This is a genomic window from Janthinobacterium sp. EB271-G4-3-2 (assembly GCF_020858035.1).
GTDB lineage: Bacteria > Pseudomonadota > Gammaproteobacteria > Burkholderiales > Burkholderiaceae_D > Janthinobacterium > Janthinobacterium aestuarii.
Genome location: NZ_JACYMG010000016.1, coordinates 1 through 21,156, shown reverse-complemented (window position 1 = coordinate 21,156; position 21,156 = coordinate 1). Strand labels below are relative to the sequence as shown.

Genomic DNA, 21,156 nt, shown 5'->3' with positions numbered 1-21,156 from the left:
GCGGAAAAAGTCATGGCGTCAGGTAAAATCCTGCACTTGCTGTTTTTTATCTCACCGTCTTACTTACTTAAGCGTGCGCCTTTCGCACTGATCACATGCATATTCATATTCTCGGCATTTGCGGTACCTTCATGGGCGGCCTGGCTGTCCTGGCCAAGGAAGCCGGCCATAAAGTCACCGGTTGCGATGCCAACGTGTATCCGCCGATGAGCACCCAGCTGGAATCGCAGGGAATCGAACTGATCCAGGGTTTCGATCCGGAACAAACCAAGCTGAACCCGGACTTGTATGTGATTGGCAATGTGGTCTCGCGCGGCAACCCGCTGGTGGAAGAAATCCTCAACCGCAGCCTGCCGTATGTGTCCGGCCCGCAATGGATCGGCGAACACATCTTGCGTAACAAATGGGTGCTGGCCGTGGCTGGCACGCATGGCAAGACGACCACGTCGGCCATGCTGGCCTGGATACTCGAAGATGCGGGCTACGCGCCGGGCTTCCTGATCGGCGGTGTGCCGATGAACTTTGGCATTTCCGCCCGCCTCAGCGGCACAATCGACGGCAAGAGCGCCGAATCGGACTTCTTCGTCATCGAAGCGGACGAATACGACACGGCCTTCTTCGACAAGCGCAGCAAGTTCGTGCATTACCACGCGAAGACGGCCATCATGAATAACCTGGAATATGATCACGCCGACATCTTCCCCGATCTGCACGCGATCGAGACGCAATTCCACCACCTGGTGCGCACTGTGCCGGGCATCGGCCGCCTCGTGTTCAACGGCGACGAAGCGTCGCTGCAGCGCGTGCTGGCGCGCGGTTGCTGGAGTGAAAAGGAAAGTTTTGGTCAAGATGCCAACTGGCAACTGCAAGAGCAGGCCGACGGCAGCTTCGACGTGTTCTTCAATGGCAAGCAGGAAGGCCATGTGGCGTGGGCGCTCACGGGCAAACACAACCGCAGCAATGCGCTGGCGGCCATCGCCGCCGCGCGCCATGTGGGTGTGCCCATTGCTCAGGCGTGCGCTTCGCTGGCCACGTTCGAGAGCGTCAAGCGCCGCATGGAAGTGCGCGGCGTGGTCAACGACATGACCGTGTACGACGATTTCGCGCACCACCCGACGGCCATTGCCACCACCGTGGGCGGGCTGCGCCAGAAGATAGGCGACAGCGGCCGCATCCTGGCCGTGCTGGAGCCGCGCTCGAACACCATGAAACTGGGCGCCATGAAAGATGCGCTGCCGGGCAGCCTCAAGGATGTGGACCTCGTTTTCGGTTACGGCAGCCAGCAAGCGCTGGGCTGGAGCCTGGGCGACGCGCTGGCGCCGCTGGGCAAGATTGCCAGCGCCTATGAAGACATCGATACCCTCGTGGCGGCCGTGGCCGCCAGCGCGCGTCCCGGCGACCAGATCGTCGTCATGAGCAACGGCGGCTTTGGCGGCGTGCACCACAAATTGCTGGAGGCCCTGGGCCGATGATTCTGTACCTGCATGGATTCCGCTCGTCGCCCCTGTCGATGAAGTCGCGCCTGCTGGCCGCGCAGATGCAGGCGCTGGGCCGCGAAGAAGAATGGCTGTGCCCGCAATTGCCGGCCTCGCCGAAACTGGCCATCGCACTGGCCCTGTCGCTGGTCAAGGACGTGGCGCCGGCCGAGCTGACGATTATTGGTTCGTCCCTGGGCGGCTATTACGCGACCTGGCTGGCCGAGCGGCTCGGCTGCCGCGCCGTCTTGCTCAATCCCGCCATCGTGCCCCTGATCGACCTGGAACAGCATGTGGGCGTGACGACGGAGTTCCATTCGAACAAGCCATTCGAGTTCAAGCGTGAATACATCGACGAGTTGCGCACGTTTGCCGTGGAGAAAATTACTGAGCCGCAACGCTATTTTCTGATTGCCGCCACCGGCGATGAAGTGCTCGACTACCGCGACATGGTGGCGCATTATCAGGGGGCGCGGCAGTTGGTCATCGATGGCAGCGACCATGGCATCAGCGAATTTGCCGATTATGTGGCGCCCGTGCTGGCCTTTTGCGGCATCGATGCGGACGCTGCCCAGTGAGGCCGGGTTCGCTGCGGCAGGCGCAATGGCATGCGCACGTGAATGCCGTCAATGCGCCGCCGGCCTTGCGCCACTGGCTGACGGGCGGCGGTTCGCTGACGGCCAAGCTGAAAGCGCATAGCCAGGCATTTCGCGTGCAATGTTTGCATCAGGAAACGGCACGTTGCTTGAGCGACGAGGCCGCCATCATCGGTTTGCGCCGCGCGGGCCGCGTGTGGGAACGTGAAGTGCTGTTGCGTTGTGATGACAGACCGGCCGTGTTTGGCCATACCGTCGTGCCCATGCAGGCGACGGCCACGGACTGGCCCTTGTTTTCCGCGCTGGGCGAGCGTTCGCTGGGCACGACCCTGTTTGGCGACCGCATGGTACGCCGCGGCGCACTGGAATTTGCCCGTCTGCGCGCCGGGCATCCGCTGGTGCAGCGGGCGCAGGCGGCGCTGGCATTCGAAGGGCGGCGCGCCGACGGGCAGGCGCTGTTTTTTGCCCGCCGCTGCCTGTATCAGCGTCACCAGGGATTGCTGCTGGTAACGGAAGTATTTTTGCCAGCGGTGCTGGAGTTGACGTCCGTCACTCGCACCGTTGCAACCGACACATTAATAAACAAAGCATAACAATGAATCTATTTTTTGAAGAATCCGGCGATTTCAAGGTCGGCACGGTCCTGTCGCAAGCGGGTGAAGCGTACCAGGTCGAAATGGCCAGCGGCAAGCGCACCAAGGTCAAGGTCAAGGACGTGCTGCTGCAGTATGAAAAGCCGGCCCCGGCCGAGCTGCTCGAGCAAGCCAAGGCGGTTGCCGCCGAGATCGACCTCGATTTCCTGTGGGAAGTGGCGGGCGAAGACGAGTTCGGCTTTGCCGAGCTGGGCGCCGAGTATTTCGGCCACGCACCGTTGCCGCCGGAAGCGGCCGGCCTGATCCTGGCCCTGCATTCGGCGCCCGTGTATTTCTACAAGAAGGGCCGTGGCCGCTACAAGGCGGCGCCGGAAGCATCGCTGAAGGCGGCCCTGGCCGGCATCGAAAAGAAAAAGCAGCAGGCGCTGGTGCAGGCAGGCTATGTGGAAGAGCTGAAACAGAACCGCTTGCCCGCCTCGATGCAGCCCATGGTGCTGCAACTGCTGTTCAAGCCGGACAAGAATACGATTGAATACAAGGCGCTGGAAGCGGCCTGCACGGAATTGCACACGACGCCGCCGCGGCTGATGCTGGCCGTCGGTGGTATTGCTTCGCCAAAAGACTTGCACCTGTCGAAGTTCCTGTTTGAAAATTTCCCGAAAGGCGCAGGTTTCCCGAGCGTGCCCGTGCCGTCCGTGACGGCCAAGCTGCCGCTGGCCGACGTGGCCGCCTTCTCGATCGACGACGTGACCACGACCGAGATCGACGATGCCTTCTCCGTGCAGCCCTTGCCCGATGGCACCGTGAAAGTGGGTATACACATCGCCGCGCCGGGCCTGGGCATCCGTCCGGAAGACGTGATCGACAAGATGGCGCGCCAGCGCATGTCGACCGTCTACATGCCGGGCGACAAGATCACCATGCTGCCGGACGAAATCGTCAACGCGTTTACGCTGGCGGAAGGCACGACGTGCCCGGCCCTGTCGCTGTATGCGACCTTGGATCCGAAAGCGGACTGGGCCGTGGTCAGCACGCAGACGCGCGCCGAACTGGTGCCGATTGCCAGCAATCTGCGCCATAACCAGCTCGACGACCTGGTCAACGAGGAAACCCTGGCCAGCGGCGAGGGCGAGTACCCGCACAAGGCCGATTTTGCCGTGCTGTGGCAATGGGCGCAGCAGCTGGAACAGGGCCGCATGAAGAAGCGCGAAGCGTTTGGCCTGAAGCCGGAACAGAATAACCGCGTCGATTTCAACTTCTATGTGGAAAATGACATCGTCACCGTGGCGCGCCGCAAGCGTGGCGCGCCGCTCGACAAGATCGTCGCCGAGCTGATGATTTTTGCCAACAGCACGTGGGGCAAGATGCTGCACGACCATGGCGTGCCCGGCATTTACCGCAGCCAGGGCGGCGGCAGCGGCAATAGCTGGGCGGCAAAGATGCAGGTGCGCATGGTTACCCATGCGGCGCCGCACCAGGGCCTGGGCGTCGATCAATACGCGTGGAGCACTTCGCCACTGCGCCGCTACACGGACCTGGTGAACCAGTGGCAAATCATCGCCTGCGCCGAGCATGGCGTGACGGCACCGCTGGTGGCCCCGTTCAAGCCGCGCGACGCGAACTTGTTCGCCATCGTCTCGGCGTTTGACGCCGCGTATGCCACGTATGGCGATTTCCAGTCGAACATGGAACGCTACTGGTGCTTGCGCTGGCTGCACCAGGAAAACGCGCGCCAGGTCGACGCCGTCGTGCTGAAAGACGAAATCCTGCGCCTGGTCGACATTCCGCTGGTCATCAAGCTGCCGGGCATGCCGTCGGTGGCGCGCGGCGCCCAGGTGAAACTGGACTTGCTGCGCTGGGATGAGGTTGACCTGAGCATCGAAGCGCGCCTGCTGGAAATCGCCGCCGTGCCCGATGCGGCGGCCGACGCCGAGCTCGATTACGAAGAAGAGGCGGGCGATGCAGGCGCCGACGAGGGCGACGTGCCGGCCGAGCCATCGCCGGAAGCGGCGAACCAGGTCAGCGACGCCGATGCGGAAGTGGCGGAACTGGCCAGCGAAGACGTGGTCAGCGAGCCCGAGGTCAAGTAAGGCGTTCCTCACGTCATCCAGGCGGTGCTGAAAACTGTTGCCGGCACCGCCCTTTGACGTAGAATTCAGCCATCTTGTATGGTGTGCTTGTTGCGAACTGGGTTGCGCGTGAAGTCTTTCCGAGAGAATCGTTTCCTGATGATAGCCGTGGCGGTATCGCTGCTGGCGCACGGCGCCTTGCTGGCGATGCATTTTGTCGCCCCGGCGCCGCAGCGGGCCGTGGCCACCGACCCTGGCCTGGAAGTGATCCTGGTCAACGCCAAGCATGCGAACAAGCCGCTGAAGGCCGATGCCCTGGCGCAAGCCAACCTCGACGGTGGCGGACAAGCCGACAAGGGCCGCGCCAAGTCGCCCTTGCCCGACATGCGCAAGGTGGAAGAGGGCGACAGCGTCAAGGCCAGCGCCCGGCGGATCGCCGAACTGGAACAAAAACAGCAGGAACTGCTGACGCAGGCGGCCAGGCCGACGCCTTACAGCGCCGCGCCTGTCACGGAAAAGGACAAGCCCAATCCCCTGGCCACCGGCTCGGACTTGATGGAAAGCAGCAAGGCCATCGCCCGCATGGCGGCCGAGATCAGCCAGACCGTGGAAGACCAGAACAAGCGTCCGCGCAAGACGTTCATTACGCCCAGCACGCAAGAGGTCGGCTATGCCATGTATTACAAGACCTTGCAAAAGCGTATCGAGGAAATCGGCACCCTGAATTTCCCGCAAAAGAATGGCCGCAAGATGTATGGCGAACTGGTCGTCTACATCCCCATCTTCCAGGACGGCACGATTTACCAGAAGGAAGGCGGCGCCCGCGTGGAAAAAAGCTCGGGCAATCCGGCACTCGATGCGGCGGCCCTGGCCATCGTGCGCCGCGCGGCGCCGTTTGGCCGTTTCCCACCGAACATGTTGTCGAGTGACAAGGATGACCTGTGGGTGGTGATTACCCGCTTCAAATTTACGCGTGAAGAAAAAATGGAAGCTAACCTGACTGGCGGCAGCAATTGAACAAGCAAGCAATGAATCCTGATCAATATTGCGTCTTCGGCAATCCCATCGCCCACAGCAAGTCCCCCCTGATCCACGCCGCGTTTGCCCTGCAGACGGGCGAGCCCATCGTCTATGACCGCCGGCTGGCGCCGCTCGACGGCTTTGCCCTGGCGGCCCGCACGTTTGCCGCCGAGGGCGGCAAGGGCGCGAACGTGACGGTGCCCTTCAAGCTGGACGCGTGCGCGCTGGCCACGGAGCTGACGCCGCGCGCACAAGCGGCCGGCGCCGTCAACACCCTGCGTTTCGATGGCGACACGATTCTTGGCGACAATACCGATGGCGCGGGCCTGGTGGCCGACATCGTGCGCAACGCCGGCGTAAAGGTCGCTGGCAAGCGTGTCCTGCTGCTGGGTGCGGGCGGGGCGGCGCGCGGCGTCGTGCTGCCCTTGCTGGAACAGGGACCGCAGGAAATCTTCATTGCCAACCGCACCGTGGCCACGGCCGATGCGCTGGTGGCGCAGTTTGCCGATGCGCTGGCCCACCCCGGCCAGCTGCGCGCCGGCGGTTTCGCGCAGCCCGAAGGCGTTTTCGATATCGTCATCAATGCCACCTCGGCCAGCCTGGCGGGCGACTTGCCGCCCGTGCCGCCCGGTATCTTCGGCAGCCATACCCTGGCGCTGGACATGATGTACGGCGCCCGGCCCACCGTCTTCATGGACTTTGCCGCCCAGCATGGCGCGCACGTGCGCGACGGCCTGGGCATGCTGGTGGAGCAGGCGGCCGAAGCGTTTTACGTATGGCGCGGCGTGCGGCCGCGGACGCAGGACTTGCTGGCGCAGCTGCGCAGTGCCCTGTGAGCGCCGGCAAGAAGGGCGCCCGCAAAAGCGGTAACCGCTACGGCTGGATCAAGTGGCTGTTCATCGTCCCCGTGCTGGCCTTTATCGTCGTGCAACTGTATTTCTTCCTGCAAATCTGGTGGTGGGTCGACCATAACCCGTCCAGCACGGCCTTCATGCGCGAACAGTTGTCTGTCTTGCAGGATAAAAATCCCAAGGCCACGATCAAGCACACGTGGGTGCCGTACAACCGCATCTCGAACAATCTGAAACGGGCCATCATCGCCTCGGAAGACGCGAATTTTTCCGAGCATGAAGGCGTGGATTGGGAAGCCTTGCAAAAGGCGTATGAAAAGAACAGCAAGAAGCAGAAGGTCGTGGCGGGCGGCTCCACCATCACGCAGCAGCTGGCGAAGAATCTGTTCCTGTCCGGTTCGCGCAGCTATGTGCGCAAGGGCCAGGAACTGATCATCACGTATATGCTGGAAAACCTGATGGAAAAGGAGCGCATTTTCGAGATTTATCTGAACGTGGTGGAGTTTGGCACGGGCACCTTTGGCGCCGAAGCGGCCGCGCGCCACTATTACCGGGTCAGCGCGGCGGGCCTGAGCGCGGGACAGGCGGCGAAACTGGCCGTGATGCTGCCGAATCCCCGCTTTTACGACCGTCACCGCGATACGGGCTACCTGAACCGGCGCACGGGCGTGATCCTGCGCCGCATGGGGGCGGCGGAATTGCCTTGATGGCAGCGGGCTTTCTTTTCATAAAGTTAAAGCTGCCTGATTGGCACTATTGCGGCGCAGCATCTTAATCGTCCCCCCTTGGTGCAACGCCGCACTTTTTCCGTGAAAAAGCGGTGCCGGGGGTGGTCGTGAAAAGGCCTTTGCGGGTACACTTGCGCTGTTTTCATTTTTGGCGCCAGCGCCAGCACATCACGATAACCCCACATCCGGCTGAGAGCGCGCATGATCAATGTCTTTGTATTACAGAATGGCCGGCTCAACCAGGTGCCGATCGACAGCCGCGCAGACCTCGAAAATGCCGAACCGGTGTGGGTCGACCTGACCGACCCCACCGATGATGAGCGGGCCTGGGTCAAGGCCATCTACAACGTCACCCTGCCGGGCGAAGACGAAGTCAAGGATATCGAAGCGTCGGCCCGCTATTACGAAGCGGAAAACGGCGACTTGCATCTGCGCACGGATTTCCTGCGCGAAGAGGACGACGGTCCGTCGCGCGTCATCACCGTGGCCTTCATCCTGGCCCGCAAGATTTTGTTTTCCATGCATACGGACGACTTGCCCGTGTTCCGCCTGGTGCGCATGCGCGCCCGTTCGCGGCCAGGCTCGATTGCCGACTACATGGACGTGCTGCTCGACCTGTACGCCACCGATGCCGAATATTCGGCCGACGTGCTCGAGGGCATCTACCAGAACCTGGAAGAAGTCAGCACGCGCGTGCTGCAAAAGGAATTTACCGATGCGCACGCGGCCGAAGCGCTGAATGCGATTGCCCACGAGGAAGATTTGAATGGCCGTATCCGCCGCAACATGATGGATACGCGCCGCGCCGTGAGCTTTCTGATGCGTGGTCGCTTATTGAATTCCGAGCAGTTCGAGGAAGCGCGGCAGATTTTGCGCGACATCGAATCGCTGGACGGTCACACCTCTTTCCTGTTCGATAAGATCAACTTCCTGATGGATGCCACCGTCGGTTTCATCAACATCAACCAGAACAAGATCATCAAGATCTTCTCGGTGGCCAGCGTGGCCTTCCTGCCGCCGACCTTGATCGCCAGCGTGTACGGCATGAACTTCAAGCTGATGCCGGAACTGGAATGGTCGTTCGGCTATCCCTGGGCCTGGGGCTTGATGATTACCAGCGCCATCGCGCCTTTCCTGTACTTCCGCCACCGCGGCTGGCTGAAATAAGCCGTATCGCTGCATCGCCGGGGCGCTTCAGCGCCCCGGTTTCAGCACGAGCGCAGCAATTTCAAAAATCGGCGATAATCACTGGTATTGCGTGGTATTGAATTGGTATTGTGTATTTGCTGATTCATGCATGCCGGCTGCTGTGCAGAAAAGTACCGTCATTCAGATATTTTCTGCGTGGCGGCGTCCGCCTGTTCCACCTATGATCGTTACGATGCCGGCCTTGGCCGGCTGGCCGCCGCATTTCCCGTCACCATTGCTTTCTGGAGAGTCCATGCCTGATACCGCCACCACCCCACCGCGCTTTACCCATCTGATCAGCGACTGCGATGGCGTGCTGATCGACAGTGAAGCCGTGGCCCTGCAAGCGCTGCTGGAATTGCTGGGTCCGCGCCTGCCGAACCTGCCCGAAGGCGTCATCCTGCAAGGCCTGATCGAGCCGCGCCTGGGCCAGCGCCTGGTGCCGCTGATGCAGGATATCTACAAGGAACTGGGTTTGCCGCAATTGCCGGCCGACGAGATCATGGCTATCGGCAACGCCGTCGATGCGGCCTGCGATGCGCAATTGCGCGCCGTGCCCGGCGTGGCGCAGGCGCTGGCCGCCATTGCGCTGCCCAAGGCCGTGGCCTCGAACAGCGTCAGCGCGCGCGTGCTGTCGGCGCTGGAGCGGACCGGCATGGCGCCGCTGTTCGACAAGCGCGTGTTTACGCCGGACCTGGTCGGCCACGCCAAGCCGCATCCGGGCGTCTACCTGGCGGCGGCAGCCGCCTTTGGCGTGCCGCCAAGCCAGTGCCTGGTGCTGGAAGACAGCGTCACGGGCGTGACGGCCGCCGTGGCGGCGGGCATGACGGTATTGGGATTCATCGGCGGCGGGCATATCGCGCCCGGCCAGGAAGCGCGCCTGAAGGCGGCCGGCGCGCATGTCGTGTTCAACGACATGGCCAAGCTGCCGGCGCTGGTGGCCGCGGTGATGGACACCGCGACCGTATAAAACGCTTAGGCGAGAGCGGCAAATACCTTGCGCGCGGCGGCGATGGTGGCGTCGATGACGGCATCGTCGTGCTGCGCCGAGACGAAGCCCGCTTCGAAGGCGGCGGGCGCGAAGTACACGCCTTCGTCGAGCATGGCGTGGAAGAAGGCGTTGAACTTGCTGCGGTCGCCGGCCATCATTTCCGCGTAGCTGGTCGGCGGCGTTGCGCTGAAATAAATGCCGAACATGCCGCCGATGTAGTCGGCGCAGAAGACCACGCCGGCCTCTTTGGCGGCGGCGGTCAGGCCTTCGGCCAGGCGCTTGGCCGTGGCGCCCAGCTGCTCGTAGAAGCCCGGCTGCTGGATCAGTTTCAAGGTGGCCATGCCGGCCGCCACGGCGACCGGGTTGCCCGACAAGGTACCTGCCTGGTAGACGGCGCCCAGCGGCGCCATGTTGTGCATCAGCGCCGCGCTGCCGCCGAAGGCCGCCACCGGCATGCCGCCGCCGATCACCTTGCCCAGCGCCGTGAGGTCGGGCTTGATGCCGTACAGCGCCTGCGCGCCGCCCAGGGCCACGCGCAAGCCGCACATGACTTCATCGAAAATGAGCAGGGCGCCGTGCTGCGTGCACAGTTCGCGCATCGCCTGCAGGAATTCCGGCGTGGCTTTCACCAGGTTCATATTGCCGGCCACCGGTTCGACGATGACGCAGGCGATTTCCGCGCCGAAGCTGTCGAAGGCGTCTTTCAGCTGCTCGACGTTGTTATAGTCGAGCACCAGGGTGTGCTTGACGAAATCTTCCGGCACGCCGGCCGACGTCGGGTTGCCGAAGGTGAGCAGGCCGCTGCCCGCCTTCACCAGCAGCGAATCGGCGTGGCCGTGGTAGCAGCCTTCGAACTTGACGATCTTGTCGCGTCCCGTGGCGCCGCGCGCCAGGCGCAGGGCGCTCATGGTCGCTTCCGTGCCGGATGACACCAGGCGCACCTGCTCGATCGACGGCACCAGGCGCGTGATTTCCTCGGCCATCAGCACCTCGCCTTCCGTCGGCGCGCCGAACGACAGGCCCAGCGCGGCCGCATCCTGCACCGCTTTCACCACTTCCGGATGGGCGTGGCCGACGATGGCCGGGCCCCAGGAGCCGATGTAGTCGATATAGCGCTTGCCGTCCGCGTCCCAGAAATACGGGCCTTCGGCGCGCGTGATGAAGCGCGGCGTGCCGCCCACGGAGCGGAAGGCGCGCACGGGCGAATTGACGCCGCCTGGCGTGGTTTTTTGTGCGCGGGCAAACAGGATGTCGTTCTGTGAAGTCGTCGTCATGATAATCGTGCCTTGAAAGTGGATCGTTGTCTGTGTCGTCTGGTCTTATTGTGCGCCGCGCTGGCGCTGCTGCCGGAACAGCCGGTTCGGCACCAGCTTGCCCATGCCGTGGCGCTGCGCGTGGGCCAGCGCGCCGGCCGTGAATTCCTGCGCCGCCACGACCACCTGCGGCACATCGTCTTCGTTTTCCGCCAGGGCCAGCAGGGCGGTGGCCGCCGCCGACAGGGTGCTGCCGGCGCCGTTGAAGATGCCGGGCAGGTGCTGCCATTCGTCGTGGCGCACCACGCCGTCTTCGCCGAACAGGGTATTGGCGCGCAGCTTGCCTTCGGCCGTGCCGGACTTGCTGGCGTCGGCCGGCATGCCGGTGACGAGCACGTATTCGCAGCCCAGGGCCACCAGGTAGTCGACGTCGTTTTGCAGGGTGTCGTCCGGATCGGCGTCGCGCCAGGTCTCGGCCAGGCGCTCGAGTTCCACAGGCGAGAGCACCAGCAGGGTCGTTTGCGGAATCAGGAGCTGGCGCACGGCTGTCAGGATGTCTTCGTCGTCCATGCCCTGTTCCGGCAGCGCCGAAATGAAGGGATCGAGGATCAGCGGCACGTCCGGATAGTCGGAGACGATTTCGGCGATGGCCGTGACGTTTTCCACGCTGCCCAGCGCGCCGATCTTGATGGCGGCCACGGACATGTCTTCCAGCAGCACGCGCGCCTGGTCGGAAACCCAGTCCGGGTCGACCGCCTGCACGTCTTCCACGCGGGCCGTATCGCTGATCAACAGGCCCGTGGTGACGGACAGGCCATGGCAGCCGAAGGCTGAAAAGGTGGCCAGGTCGGCCTGGATGCCGATCGCGCCGACCGGATCGGACACGCCGAAGCTTAATATGAGGGGAGAAGTTTGGTTTTGCACGGCGGGTAGATTAAGATACCTAATTCAGCATTTTACTTGATTGAAGGGTGGCAGAACGTGAGTAGCAACGAAACAACGCAGCAATTCCAAACGTGGATGTGTCTTATTTGCGGCTGGGTTTATGATGAAGCGGCCGGCTTGCCCGATGAAGGCATCGCTCCCGGCACGCGTTGGGCCGATGTTCCGATGAACTGGACCTGTCCTGAATGCGGTGCGCGCAAGGACGATTTCGAGATGGTGGCGCTGTAATCAATCAGGTCCATGGGATGCCGCTGTCGCACGCAGGTATCGCGGCTGCCTGTGCTATGGTATGAAAAATTGTCGAATAATCACATGACGCGATCCTTCTTGCCCGAGGCGCCGTCCCATGCCGTGTGCGCGAGCGTCACGATACTCGTCATCGACGACAGCGCGACGATACGCAGCGCGGCCGCGAAGATCCTGGGCGAGGCCGGTTATCGCGTGGTGGTGGCGGAAAACGGCTTCGAGGCCCTGGCCAAGATCGCCGACTGCCAGCCGGCGCTGATCGTGTGCGATATTGTGATGCCGCGCCTGGACGGCTACCGCACCTGTGCGCTGATCAAGGCCAGCGCGGCGTATCACGCCACGCCGGTGTTGATGCTGTCGTCGAAGGAAGGTTTGTTCGACCGCGCGCGCGGCGCCATGGCAGGCGCCAGTGCCTGCCTGGTCAAGCCGCTGGCGCGCGAGGCGCTGCTGGAGGCCGTGCGGCTGCACCTGGCCGGGCATTTTGAGTAGTGGTTTATTGATTACAACGCAGCAAGGAAGCAGATGGCCATACACACAATTCTGATCGTCGATGACTCGCCGACAGAACGCTACTACCTGAGCGAGATGCTGGTGCGTGCCGGCTATGCCGTCCTCACGGCGCAGGACGGCGCCGATGCGCTGGCGCAGCTGAAGCAGGCCAGGCCCGACCTGATCCTGATGGACGTGGTGATGCCCGGTGCGAATGGCTTCCAGATCACGCGCGCCATCGCCCGCGATCCCGAACTGCAAGACGTGCCGGTGATTATCTGTTCGAGCAAGAGCCAGGAAACGGACCGCATCTGGGGCTTGCGCCAGGGCGCGCGCGATTACCTGGTCAAGCCGGTGGTCGAAGCCGAGCTGCTGGCCAAGATCGCCGCGATTTCCTGAGCATGCACACGATGCCAGGTCACGGCGTGCCTACAGCGGCCTTTCCGCCCGCCGCTGCCGCCATGCCATCTTTCGAGACGGGCGCGCGGCAGGGGCGCTTGCGCCAGTATCAGCTGCAATTGATCGAGCGGATACAGGCCGCGCGCAGCGGTGCGCTGGCGGCGCGCAAGGAACTGGGCGTGATGCTCGGTGGCCGCCAGTGCCTGCTCGACCTGACGCAGCTCGGTGAAATCGTCATTGCCGCCGGTGTGCAGATCCAGGGCGTGCCGCTGGCGCAGGACTGGTACCTGGGCCTGGCGGCCATGCGCGGACGCCTGACGGGGGTCGTCGACTTGGCCCGCTACATGGGCGAACCGGCTTGCGCGCCCGGCAATCACTGCCGCATCATCACGTTTTCTCCCCGCCTGGGCCTCAATTGCGCATTGCTGGTCGAGCGCGTGCTGGGCTTGCGCCAGCTGCGCGCGATGCAATCCGTGCCCTTGCCGGATACGCAGCCGTCCTGGGCCGCGCAGGCGCTGCGCGACAGCGAAGGGCAGCAGTGGCTGCGCCTGGACCTGGCGCAGCTGGCGCAATCGGAACGCTTTCTCGATGCCGGCTTTGGCGGCCTGCCTGTACACAAGGATATGTGCTGATGGGCGCCAACTCCCCCATCCTGGCGGCTGGCATGCCCGAAGCGGAGCACGCGCCCGGCGAGCCGGCATCGGCGGCCGACCTGCCGCTGCGCCTGCGCGACGCGCTGGGACGGCGCAAGTCGCTGGCCAGCGCGCCGGTCAGCGACTTGAAGCTGCCGCTGATCGGCCATTTGCCGCTGCAAAAACAATTGAGCATCCTGTCGACGGTGATGGCCCTGAGCCTGGCCGCGAGCCTGCTGTTCGTGGGGCTGAACACGCGCAGCGGCAATATCGCCTCGGCGCAGACGCAGCTGGCCAGCGATGCGCTGATGCATTCGCAGCGCATCGGCAAGGCAGCGCCGAACGCCGTGCAAGGCAATCCGGAAGCGTTCCGCCAGCTCGAGGAAAGCCGCAATGAACTGAACCAGGATTTCCGCCTGATGCTGCGCGGCGGGACGTATCACGGGCGCGATATCGGCGAGTCGCGTGCCGCCCTGCTGGCGGCGGTGGGCGACGCGCGCAAGAAGTGGGCCAGCAGCGACCGCGCGGCCAGCACCATCCTGCGCCTGAAACCGGAGCTGGGCGAATTCGACAAGACCTTGCAGCAGTTGAACGCGCTGTCGCCGGCGCTGCTGGCGCAGACCGAGGAAATCGCGGCCTTGAAGGTGCAGCGTGGCGGCAATGCGCGCGACCTGGCCGTCATCGGCCGCCTGATGATGCTGAGCCAGCGCATGAGCCGCAGCGCCAGCGAGTTCCTCTCGTCGGGCAGCATCAGCTCGGAAACGGCGTTTTCACTGGGGCGCGACACGACGTATTTCCGCACCGCCGTCGAAGGCCTGCTCAATGGCAGCGTGTCGCTGCAGCTGGCGCCCACGCGCGACGCCGAACTGCGCGACCGGATGGTGGCGCTGAAAGCCAGTTTCGACACGTACCAGAAGCTGGTGTCGTCGATACTCGACCGGCTCGACAAATTCAGTTCGGCGAAAAGCGCCGAACAGCTGATCTTCAACGAGAACGAAGATCTGCGCCAGCGTTTGACCCTGCTGCAGCAGATGTATCACGTGAACCAGGAAACCCTGGGCATCGCCTTCTGGATGATGGTCGGCGGCGTGCTGCTGACCCTGATCGCGGCGGCCGGCATCGGCAGGGTGCTGCTGCAGGACTCCGTCAACCGCACGCGCGACGCCGAGCGGCGGCGCCAGGAAGCGGAAATCCGGCGCCTGCAGTCGCAGGAAAAAGAGGAAGAGGCGAAGGCCAGGAATGAGCAGAACCAGGCGGCCATCCTGCGCCTGATGAACGAATTGCAGAAGGTGGCCGACGGCGACCTGACGGTGCAGGCCACCGTGTCGGAAGACATCACGGGCGCCATCGCCGATTCCGTCAACTACACGGTCGAGGAATTGCGCGGCCTGGTGGGGAGGGTGACGGCGACGGCCGAACAGGTCAACCGCGCTTCGACGCAGGCGCAAAGCATCTCGAGCAAGCTGCTGATCGCGTCGCAGCAGCAGTCGCGCGAAATCCAGGGCGTCAGCGCCACCGTCGTCAAGATGGCCAATGCGATCACCGACGTGTCGAAGTCGGCCAGCGTCTCGGCCGACGTGGCGCGCCAGTCGGTGGCGGCGGCGCAGCAGGGTTCGACGGCCGTGGAAAACGCCATCAAGGGCATGCATGAAATCCGCGAGCAGATCCAGGATACGTCCAAGCGCATCAAGCGCCTGGGCGAATCGTCGCAGGAAATCGGCGAGATCACCGAGCTCATTTCCGACATCACCGAGCAGACCAACGTGCTGGCGCTGAACGCCGCCATCCAGGCCGCATCGGCCGGCGAGGCGGGGCGCGGCTTCTCGGTCGTGGCCGAGGAAGTGCAGCGCCTGGCAGAACGCTCGGCCGCCGCCGCCAAGCAGATCGGCGCGCTGGTGCGCACCATCCAGGCCGATACCCAGGATGCGACGCGGGCGATGGAAACGTCCACGCAGGGCGTGGTCGAGGGCGCGCGCCTGTCCGATGCGGCCGGCGCGGCCTTGAACGACATCAGCCAGGTGTCGAAACACCTGGCGGAACTGATCCAGGGCATCTCGTTCGCCACCGGTACGCAGGCCGGTTCGGCCAGCGGCGTGGCCTTGAATATCCAGCATATCCTGAGCGTGACGGAGCAGACCCAGGACGGCACGCAGCAAACGGCGCAGTCGATCCACAAGTTGTCGATGCTGGCACAGGAACTGAAAAATTCGGTGTCGCGCTTCCGCGTCGCCGCCTGAACGCCGCGCCAGTCCAGGGCGAATTCTTTACCGAGGCATGCATGAGCACACCAGATAGTCCACAGCAGTCCAAGCCGTTCGACAGCGAGCCTTTGTCGTGGGTGATGGTGGAAATCCGCGAAGCGCTGGGCCGCTCGAAAACAGCCCTGTTCGAAGCGGGTGGCCGCGAGCGCGAGGAACGCGCCACGGCCCTGCAGCATGCGCGCTCGCACCTGCACCAGGCGCATGGCGCGCTGGTGATGGTGGACGTGGCCGGCGCCAGCCTGCTGACGGACGCCGCGGAACAGGCACTGGCGCGCTTTCGCGACGGCAGCCTCGAATACACGCTGGACCATGCGCAAGTGGTCGCCGAACTGTATCAAGCCTTGAGCGAATACCTGGAAGACCTGGTGGCCGGCACGCCGCCGCAGCCGGCGCGTTTGTTCCCCTACTACCGCGACCTGCAAACCATGCTGGGCGCCGAGCGCATCCACCCGGCCGACCTGTTTTTTCCGCCTGCGTCGACGCTGGAAGGGCACGCCATCGCGCTGGCGGAATCGCCCCCGGTGCCCGATTACCCGGCCTGGCGCGGGCGCTTTGAAAAGTCTTTGCTGCCCTTCCTGAAGGCGCAGGATGACGCGGCGCGGCGCCAGCATGCTGGCGACCTGCACGCCACCTTGACCCTGGTGGCCGACGCGCAGCAGGACGCGCCAGCGCGCACCTTCTGGTTCGCCATGCGGGCGTTTGCGGGTCTGGCGGCCAGCGGCGAGGGCATGGGCACGCTCAACGTCAAACAGCTGTTCGGCCTGATCAACCTGCAGTTGCGCCGCCTGGCGCAGGGCACGGCCAGCCTGCCCGAAGCGATGCTGCGCGACGCCCTGTTCTTCATCGCCGCCGCACGCGAGCCGACACCGGAGGCACGCCAGCTGCGCGCCGCTTTCGCCCTGGAAGGCATGCTGCCCGCCGACGTGGAAACGCGGCGCTACGGCCAGGTCGACCAGAATGCCTTGCAAGGCGCCCGCACGGCCCTGGCGCAGGCGCGCGCCAGCTGGAGCCGCCTGGCGCAAGCCGACCTTGATCCTGCCTTGGGCACGGATTTCGACGCCTCGCTGCAACAGGTGGCCGCACATGTGGATACGCTGAAGCAGCCGGCCCTGGCCAGCCTGCTGCGCGAATGCGCGGCCGTGGCGCGGCAAGCCGTGGCCAGCGGGCGCAGCGCGGCCCTGGAAAATGAAATCGGCATGGCGCTGCTGTTTGCCGATACGGGCCTGGAGCAGCTGCGCCGCCTGCCCGACGATTTCGCGGGCAACGCGGAAACCATCGCCGCGCGCCTGCAGGCGCTGCTGGCTGGCGAAGCGCCGCCGCCCGTCACGGCGGGCGAGCTGTCGCGCCAGATCGAACAGGGCCAGACGGTGGCCGCGCTGGCCGAGGAAATGAAGACGGGCTTGCGCCAGGTGGAAAAGGTGCTCAACGCGTATTACGCGGATGCGGCGGGTACGGGGACAGGGGCGCTCGATGGCGTCGCGCCCGTGCTGGAACAGTTGCAGCGGCAGCTGGCCGGGCTGGGACAGGAAGACGCGCGCGCCGCCGTGCTGCAGGTCGATGCGGCCGTGCGGCAGCTGGCCAGTGGCGACGCCAAGGCGGATGCCAATGCGGAGGCGCGCGCCGAGGCGCTCGACGAGATCGCGCAAAATGTCAGCGCGCTGGGCTTTTTTGCCGATATGCTGGGCCGCAACGCGCAGGCGGCCAGCGGGCGTTTCCACTTCGATGCGTCCGCCGGCACTTTCCGCGCGCTGCCATTTGAAAAAGTCGCCGCCGCCGGCCCGGTGCCCTTGCTCGACCAGGCACTGGCGCCCGCCGCGCCCGCCGGCATGGATGCCGTGCCGGCGGTGACCGATGTCGACGCGGAGATGCTCGACATTTTCATCACCGAAGCGCGCGAAGTGCTGGCCTTCATCGACACTACCCTGGCCCTGCCGCGCGAGCAGGCCGCCAGCGGCGACCACCTCGCCATGCTGCGCCGCTCGTTCCATACCCTGAAAGGCAGCAGCCGCATGATCGGCCTGGCGCAGTTTGCCGAAGCGGCCGGCGCCATCGAACGCGTCATGAATACCTGGCTGGCCGAGGCACGCCCCGTCAGCGACGACTTGTTTACCTTGCTCAATTACGGCTGGTACCAGCTCAGCGAATGGGTGGCCGAACTGGAAGGCGGCGCGGGGCGCGAGCGCGAGGCCGGCATGCTGCTGATGGCGGCCGAGCGCGTGCGCGAAGGCGGACCGTTCGAACTGCGCAAGCCGCGCCCGGCCGCGCCCGTGGCCAGCAATGGCAATGTGATCGGACTTCCCTTGGCCACGGCGCCTACGCTGCACGAAGCGCCGGACGATCACCTCAAGCACGTGGGTGAACTGCGCATCAGTCTTCCCTTGTACAACATCTACCTGGCCGAGACGGATGAATTGCTGCGCGTGCTCACGCGCGACTTCGGCGAATGGCGTCATGAACAGCGCGCCGTCAGCGCGGAGGCGCTGCAAGCCGTGCACACCCTGACGGGGACGTCGGGCACGGTGGGCTTCCAGTCCCTGCGCGACCTGGCGCACGCGCTGGAAACGGTAATTGAAACGGTGGTGCCGCCGCTGGCCGGCTTGCGCGCCGAACAGCACGACGTGCTGGAACAGGCCACGCAGCGCATCGGGCAAATGCTGCAGGCATTCGCGCTGGGCGACCTGGCGCCAACGCAGCCGGACATGATCGAAGCGCTCAACACTCTGTGGCGTGCCTTGACGGCGCCGCCCGGCGAGAGCAAGGAAGACCGGCTCGACGCCCTGTTCGCGGAAGCGTACGCCAGCATCGTCGGCGCGCCGGCGCAGCCCGCCGAGCCGGTCGCTGAGGTCCCGCTGCCGCAGCTCGAGACGCTGTTCGAGGCGACGTATGCGAGCATCGTCGCCGATGCGCTGCAGCCGGAGGTTATCGACGCGCCGGCGCAGGACGCCGGCGCCAGCGACGACCTGTTCGACGCCGGTTTCGAGCACGCGCCGCCGTTGGAACACGCGGCGCCGGAAGCGCCGGCGCCCGCCATCATGCCGGCCGATGCGGCCGCGCTGCTGGCGGCCAGCGCCGGCATCAGCGATGAACTCGACCTCGATCTCTTGTCCGTCTTCCTGGAAGAGGGCGCCGACTTGCTGCCGCGGATCGGCGAGGCGCTGCGCAGCTGGCAGCAGCAGCCGCACGACAGCGGCCAGGCGCAGATGCTGCTGCGCACCCTGCATACGGTCAAGGGCAGCGCGCGCATGGCCGGCGCCATGCGCCTGGGCCAGCATGCGCATGAAATCGAGACGCATATCGAAAACATGCTGCACGCGGGCACCGCCACGCCGCAAGCGTTCGAGGAATTGCTGGCCCATTACGACCATGCGCTGCACTTGTTCGAGCAGCTGCAGCAGCCCTTGCTGCCCTTGCCGGGCATGGAAGACACGCCGCCCGCCGAACCGAAGGCGGCGCTGGTGCGCGTGCGCGCCGATATTCTCGACCGCCTGGTGAACCAGGCTGGCGAAGTGTCGATCACGCGCTCCAAAATGGAAAATGAAGTGGGCGTGCTCGGCGCTTCGCTGTCCGAGTTTTCCGATAACCTGGCGCGCTTGCGGCGCCAGCTGCGCGAAGTGGAAATGCAGGCCGAATCGCAGATCGCCTCGCGCATGGCCGTCGGCAGCGAGCGCGAATTCGACCCGCTCGAATTCGACCGCTTTACGCGCCTGCAGGAACTCACGCGCATGATGGCCGAAAGCGTCAACGACGTGGCCTCCTTCCATGAAAACCTCAGCCACAGCGTCGATGCGGTGACGGACGACCTGGTGCTGCAGGCGCGCCTGACGCGCGAGCTGCAGCGCGACCTGATGCAGATACGGATGGTGCCGTTTGCCAGCATCGCCGAACGGCTGTTCCGGGTGGCGCGGCAAAGCGCCAAGGAAGTCGACAAGCGCGTCAACCTCGACATCCGCGGCGGCGGCGTGGAAATCGACCGCAGCGTGCTCGAACGCATGGCCGCGCCCTTCGAGCACCTGCTGCGCAACGCCATCGTGCACGGCGTCGAGCCGCGCGACGCGCGCCTGGCCGCGGGCAAGAGCGAGACGGGCGAGCTGCTGGTGCAGGTCAGCCAGCAGGGCAATGAAGTGGCGATCGCCTTTTCCGACGATGGCGCGGGGCTGGACCTGGAACGCATCCGCGCCAAGGCGCACGGCGCCGGCCTGGTGGCGACGGACGCGCCATTGACCGACGCGCAGGCGGCCGAACTGATTTTCACGCCAGGGTTTTCCACGGCCGACAGCCTGACGGAACTGGCCGGGCGCGGTTTTGGCATGGATATCGTGCGCTCCGAAGCGCTGGCCTTGGGCGGGCGCGTGGAAACGCTGACGCAGGCGGGCCTGGGCATGCGCTTCACCATCCACCTGCCGCTGACGCTGGCCGTCACCCAGGTGGTGCTGCTGGGGGCCAGCGGCAAGACGTATGCCTTGCCATCGGTGCTGGTGGAGCAGGTGCTGCACCTGAAAGGCGAACAGCTGGAGCAGGTGCGGGCGGCCGGGCGCATCGAGTCGCACGGGCAGTCGCTGGCGCTGCACCACCTGTCGTCCATGCTGGGCGAGACGCCGGCGGCGCAGGCTACGCAGCGTTATGCGCCCGTGCTGTTGCTGAGGAATGGCAATGACAGGCTGGCCTTGCAGGTCGATGACGTGGTGGGCAACCGCGAAGTCGTGGTCAAGCACGTGGGCCCGCAGCTGGCGCGCATGCCGGGCATCGCCGGCGCCACGGTGCTGGGCACGGGCGATATCGTGCTGATCCTGAACCCCGTGGCGCTGGCGCAGCACTTGGAACACCATCCGGAACTGCTGTCGCAATATGCGCTGGCCAGCAGCGAGCAGCATGCCGCTTCCAGCGCGCTGGCCACGCCAGCCGTGCGCGTCATGGTGGTCGACGATTCGCTGACGGTGCGCCGCGTGATGCAGCGCCTGTTCGAGCGCGAAGGCTACCAGGTGCTGCTGGCCAAGGATGGCCTCGATGCGCTGGAACAGCTGCATGCGCTGGAACCGGCCGCCATGCCGGCCCTGCTGCTGGTCGACGTGGAAATGCCGCGCATGGATGGTTTTGATTTGACGCGCAATGTGCGCAGCGACGACAAGACGCGCGCCATCCCCGTCATCATGATCACCTCGCGCAGCGCCGACAAGCACCGCGCGCACGCGTTCGAGCTGGGCGTGAATGCGTATTTCGGCAAGCCGTTCCAGGAGGAGGAGTTGCTGGCGGAGGTGGGGCGGTTGTTGAGCGACGGCGTGGCGTAACCGGCGCCAATGCCAACAATGTTGTCGGATTACGCGGGGCTTTGCCCCGTTAATCCGACCTTGTATTATTCCCCTCATGCCGTTCGTGGTATTGCGAACGGTATCGACCGCTGTCAACATCTTGGTAGGCATATC

At 64.7% G+C, this 21,156-nt stretch carries 17 protein-coding genes; 15 read left to right on the top strand and 2 right to left on the bottom strand.

From position 1 onward, the window contains the following. Positions 1–95: 95 nt before the first annotated feature. The 9 genes from mpl (at position 96) to IGS55_RS25370 (ending at position 9,490) form a co-directional block, all read left to right on the top strand. Positions 96–1,472: a UDP-N-acetylmuramate:L-alanyl-gamma-D-glutamyl-meso-diaminopimelate ligase gene (gene mpl, locus IGS55_RS25410; RefSeq protein WP_268992040.1), complete on the top strand. Its 1,377-nt coding sequence runs from the start codon at positions 96–98 to the stop codon at positions 1,470–1,472. Further along, positions 1,469–2,053 (top strand): YqiA/YcfP family alpha/beta fold hydrolase, encoded by a 585-nt coding sequence (locus IGS55_RS25405; protein ID WP_230518881.1) that lies wholly within the window; start codon positions 1,469–1,471, stop codon positions 2,051–2,053. Before mpl ends, IGS55_RS25405 begins: the two co-directional genes overlap by 4 nt. Further along, on the top strand, positions 2,050–2,664 hold the full coding sequence (locus tag IGS55_RS25400; protein WP_329958163.1) for a chorismate--pyruvate lyase family protein: 615 nt from the start codon (positions 2,050–2,052) through the stop codon (positions 2,662–2,664). The genes IGS55_RS25405 and IGS55_RS25400 overlap by 4 nt, the downstream gene beginning before the upstream one ends. 2 nt (positions 2,665–2,666) lie before the next feature. Beyond that, positions 2,667–4,754, top strand: coding sequence for a ribonuclease catalytic domain-containing protein (locus IGS55_RS25395; RefSeq protein WP_230518883.1), 2,088 nt, complete (start codon positions 2,667–2,669; stop codon positions 4,752–4,754). Between the two features lie 138 nt (positions 4,755–4,892). Then, positions 4,893–5,750: an energy transducer TonB family protein gene (locus IGS55_RS25390; RefSeq protein WP_034746649.1), complete on the top strand. Its 858-nt coding sequence runs from the start codon at positions 4,893–4,895 to the stop codon at positions 5,748–5,750. Between the two features lie 11 nt (positions 5,751–5,761). Further along, entirely contained in the window at positions 5,762–6,589 is an 828-nt protein-coding gene (gene aroE / locus IGS55_RS25385) for a shikimate dehydrogenase (RefSeq protein WP_230518884.1), read from the top strand. Continuing rightward, positions 6,529–7,311, top strand: a complete 783-nt coding sequence (mtgA, locus tag IGS55_RS25380; protein ID WP_268992041.1) for a monofunctional biosynthetic peptidoglycan transglycosylase — start codon at positions 6,529–6,531, stop codon at positions 7,309–7,311. Before aroE ends, mtgA begins: the two co-directional genes overlap by 61 nt. Positions 7,312–7,533: 222 nt before the next feature. Further along, positions 7,534–8,499 carry a magnesium/cobalt transporter CorA gene (gene corA, locus IGS55_RS25375; protein WP_034746658.1) on the top strand — a complete coding sequence of 322 codons (966 nt, stop codon included), beginning with the start codon at positions 7,534–7,536 and terminating at the stop codon, positions 8,497–8,499. Between the two features lie 274 nt (positions 8,500–8,773). Then, complete coding sequence (locus IGS55_RS25370; RefSeq protein WP_230518886.1) at positions 8,774–9,490, top strand: HAD family hydrolase; 717 nt, start codon at positions 8,774–8,776, stop codon at positions 9,488–9,490. Positions 9,491–9,495: 5 nt separating this feature from the next. Here the strand turns inward: IGS55_RS25370 and hemL are convergent, their stop codons facing one another. Together hemL and thiD are read right to left on the bottom strand one after the other, a co-directional pair. After that, positions 9,496–10,785: a glutamate-1-semialdehyde 2,1-aminomutase gene (gene hemL, locus IGS55_RS25365; protein ID WP_230518887.1), complete on the bottom strand. Its 1,290-nt coding sequence runs from the start codon at positions 10,783–10,785 to the stop codon at positions 9,496–9,498. A 45-nt stretch (positions 10,786–10,830) separates the two neighbouring features. Next, positions 10,831–11,688, bottom strand: coding sequence for a bifunctional hydroxymethylpyrimidine kinase/phosphomethylpyrimidine kinase (thiD, locus tag IGS55_RS25360; RefSeq protein ID WP_034746671.1), 858 nt, complete (start codon positions 11,686–11,688; stop codon positions 10,831–10,833). 96 nt (positions 11,689–11,784) lie between these two features. Here thiD and IGS55_RS25355 point away from each other — a divergent pair, with 96 nt between their 5' ends. The 6 genes from IGS55_RS25355 (at position 11,785) to IGS55_RS25330 (ending at position 21,021) form a co-directional block, all read left to right on the top strand. Beyond that, complete coding sequence (locus IGS55_RS25355; RefSeq protein ID WP_128143240.1) at positions 11,785–11,937, top strand: rubredoxin; 153 nt, start codon at positions 11,785–11,787, stop codon at positions 11,935–11,937. Between the two features lie 84 nt (positions 11,938–12,021). Beyond that, a complete protein-coding gene (locus IGS55_RS25350; protein ID WP_230518889.1) occupies positions 12,022–12,444 on the top strand; it encodes a response regulator in 423 nt (140 codons plus the stop codon). A gap of 33 nt (positions 12,445–12,477) precedes the next feature. Then, the gene (locus IGS55_RS25345; RefSeq protein ID WP_034780235.1) at positions 12,478–12,843 is read left to right on the top strand and encodes a response regulator; all 366 of its coding nucleotides are present in this window, start codon (positions 12,478–12,480) and stop codon (positions 12,841–12,843) included. Between the two features lie 26 nt (positions 12,844–12,869). After that, entirely contained in the window at positions 12,870–13,475 is a 606-nt protein-coding gene (locus IGS55_RS25340; RefSeq protein WP_329958164.1) for a chemotaxis protein CheW, read from the top strand. Next, positions 13,475–15,712: a methyl-accepting chemotaxis protein gene (locus IGS55_RS25335; protein WP_230518890.1), complete on the top strand. Its 2,238-nt coding sequence runs from the start codon at positions 13,475–13,477 to the stop codon at positions 15,710–15,712. The genes IGS55_RS25340 and IGS55_RS25335 overlap by 1 nt, the downstream gene beginning before the upstream one ends. A gap of 41 nt (positions 15,713–15,753) precedes the next feature. Continuing rightward, positions 15,754–21,021, top strand: a complete 5,268-nt coding sequence (locus IGS55_RS25330; protein ID WP_230518891.1) for an Hpt domain-containing protein — start codon at positions 15,754–15,756, stop codon at positions 21,019–21,021. Positions 21,022–21,156 lie beyond the last annotated feature (135 nt).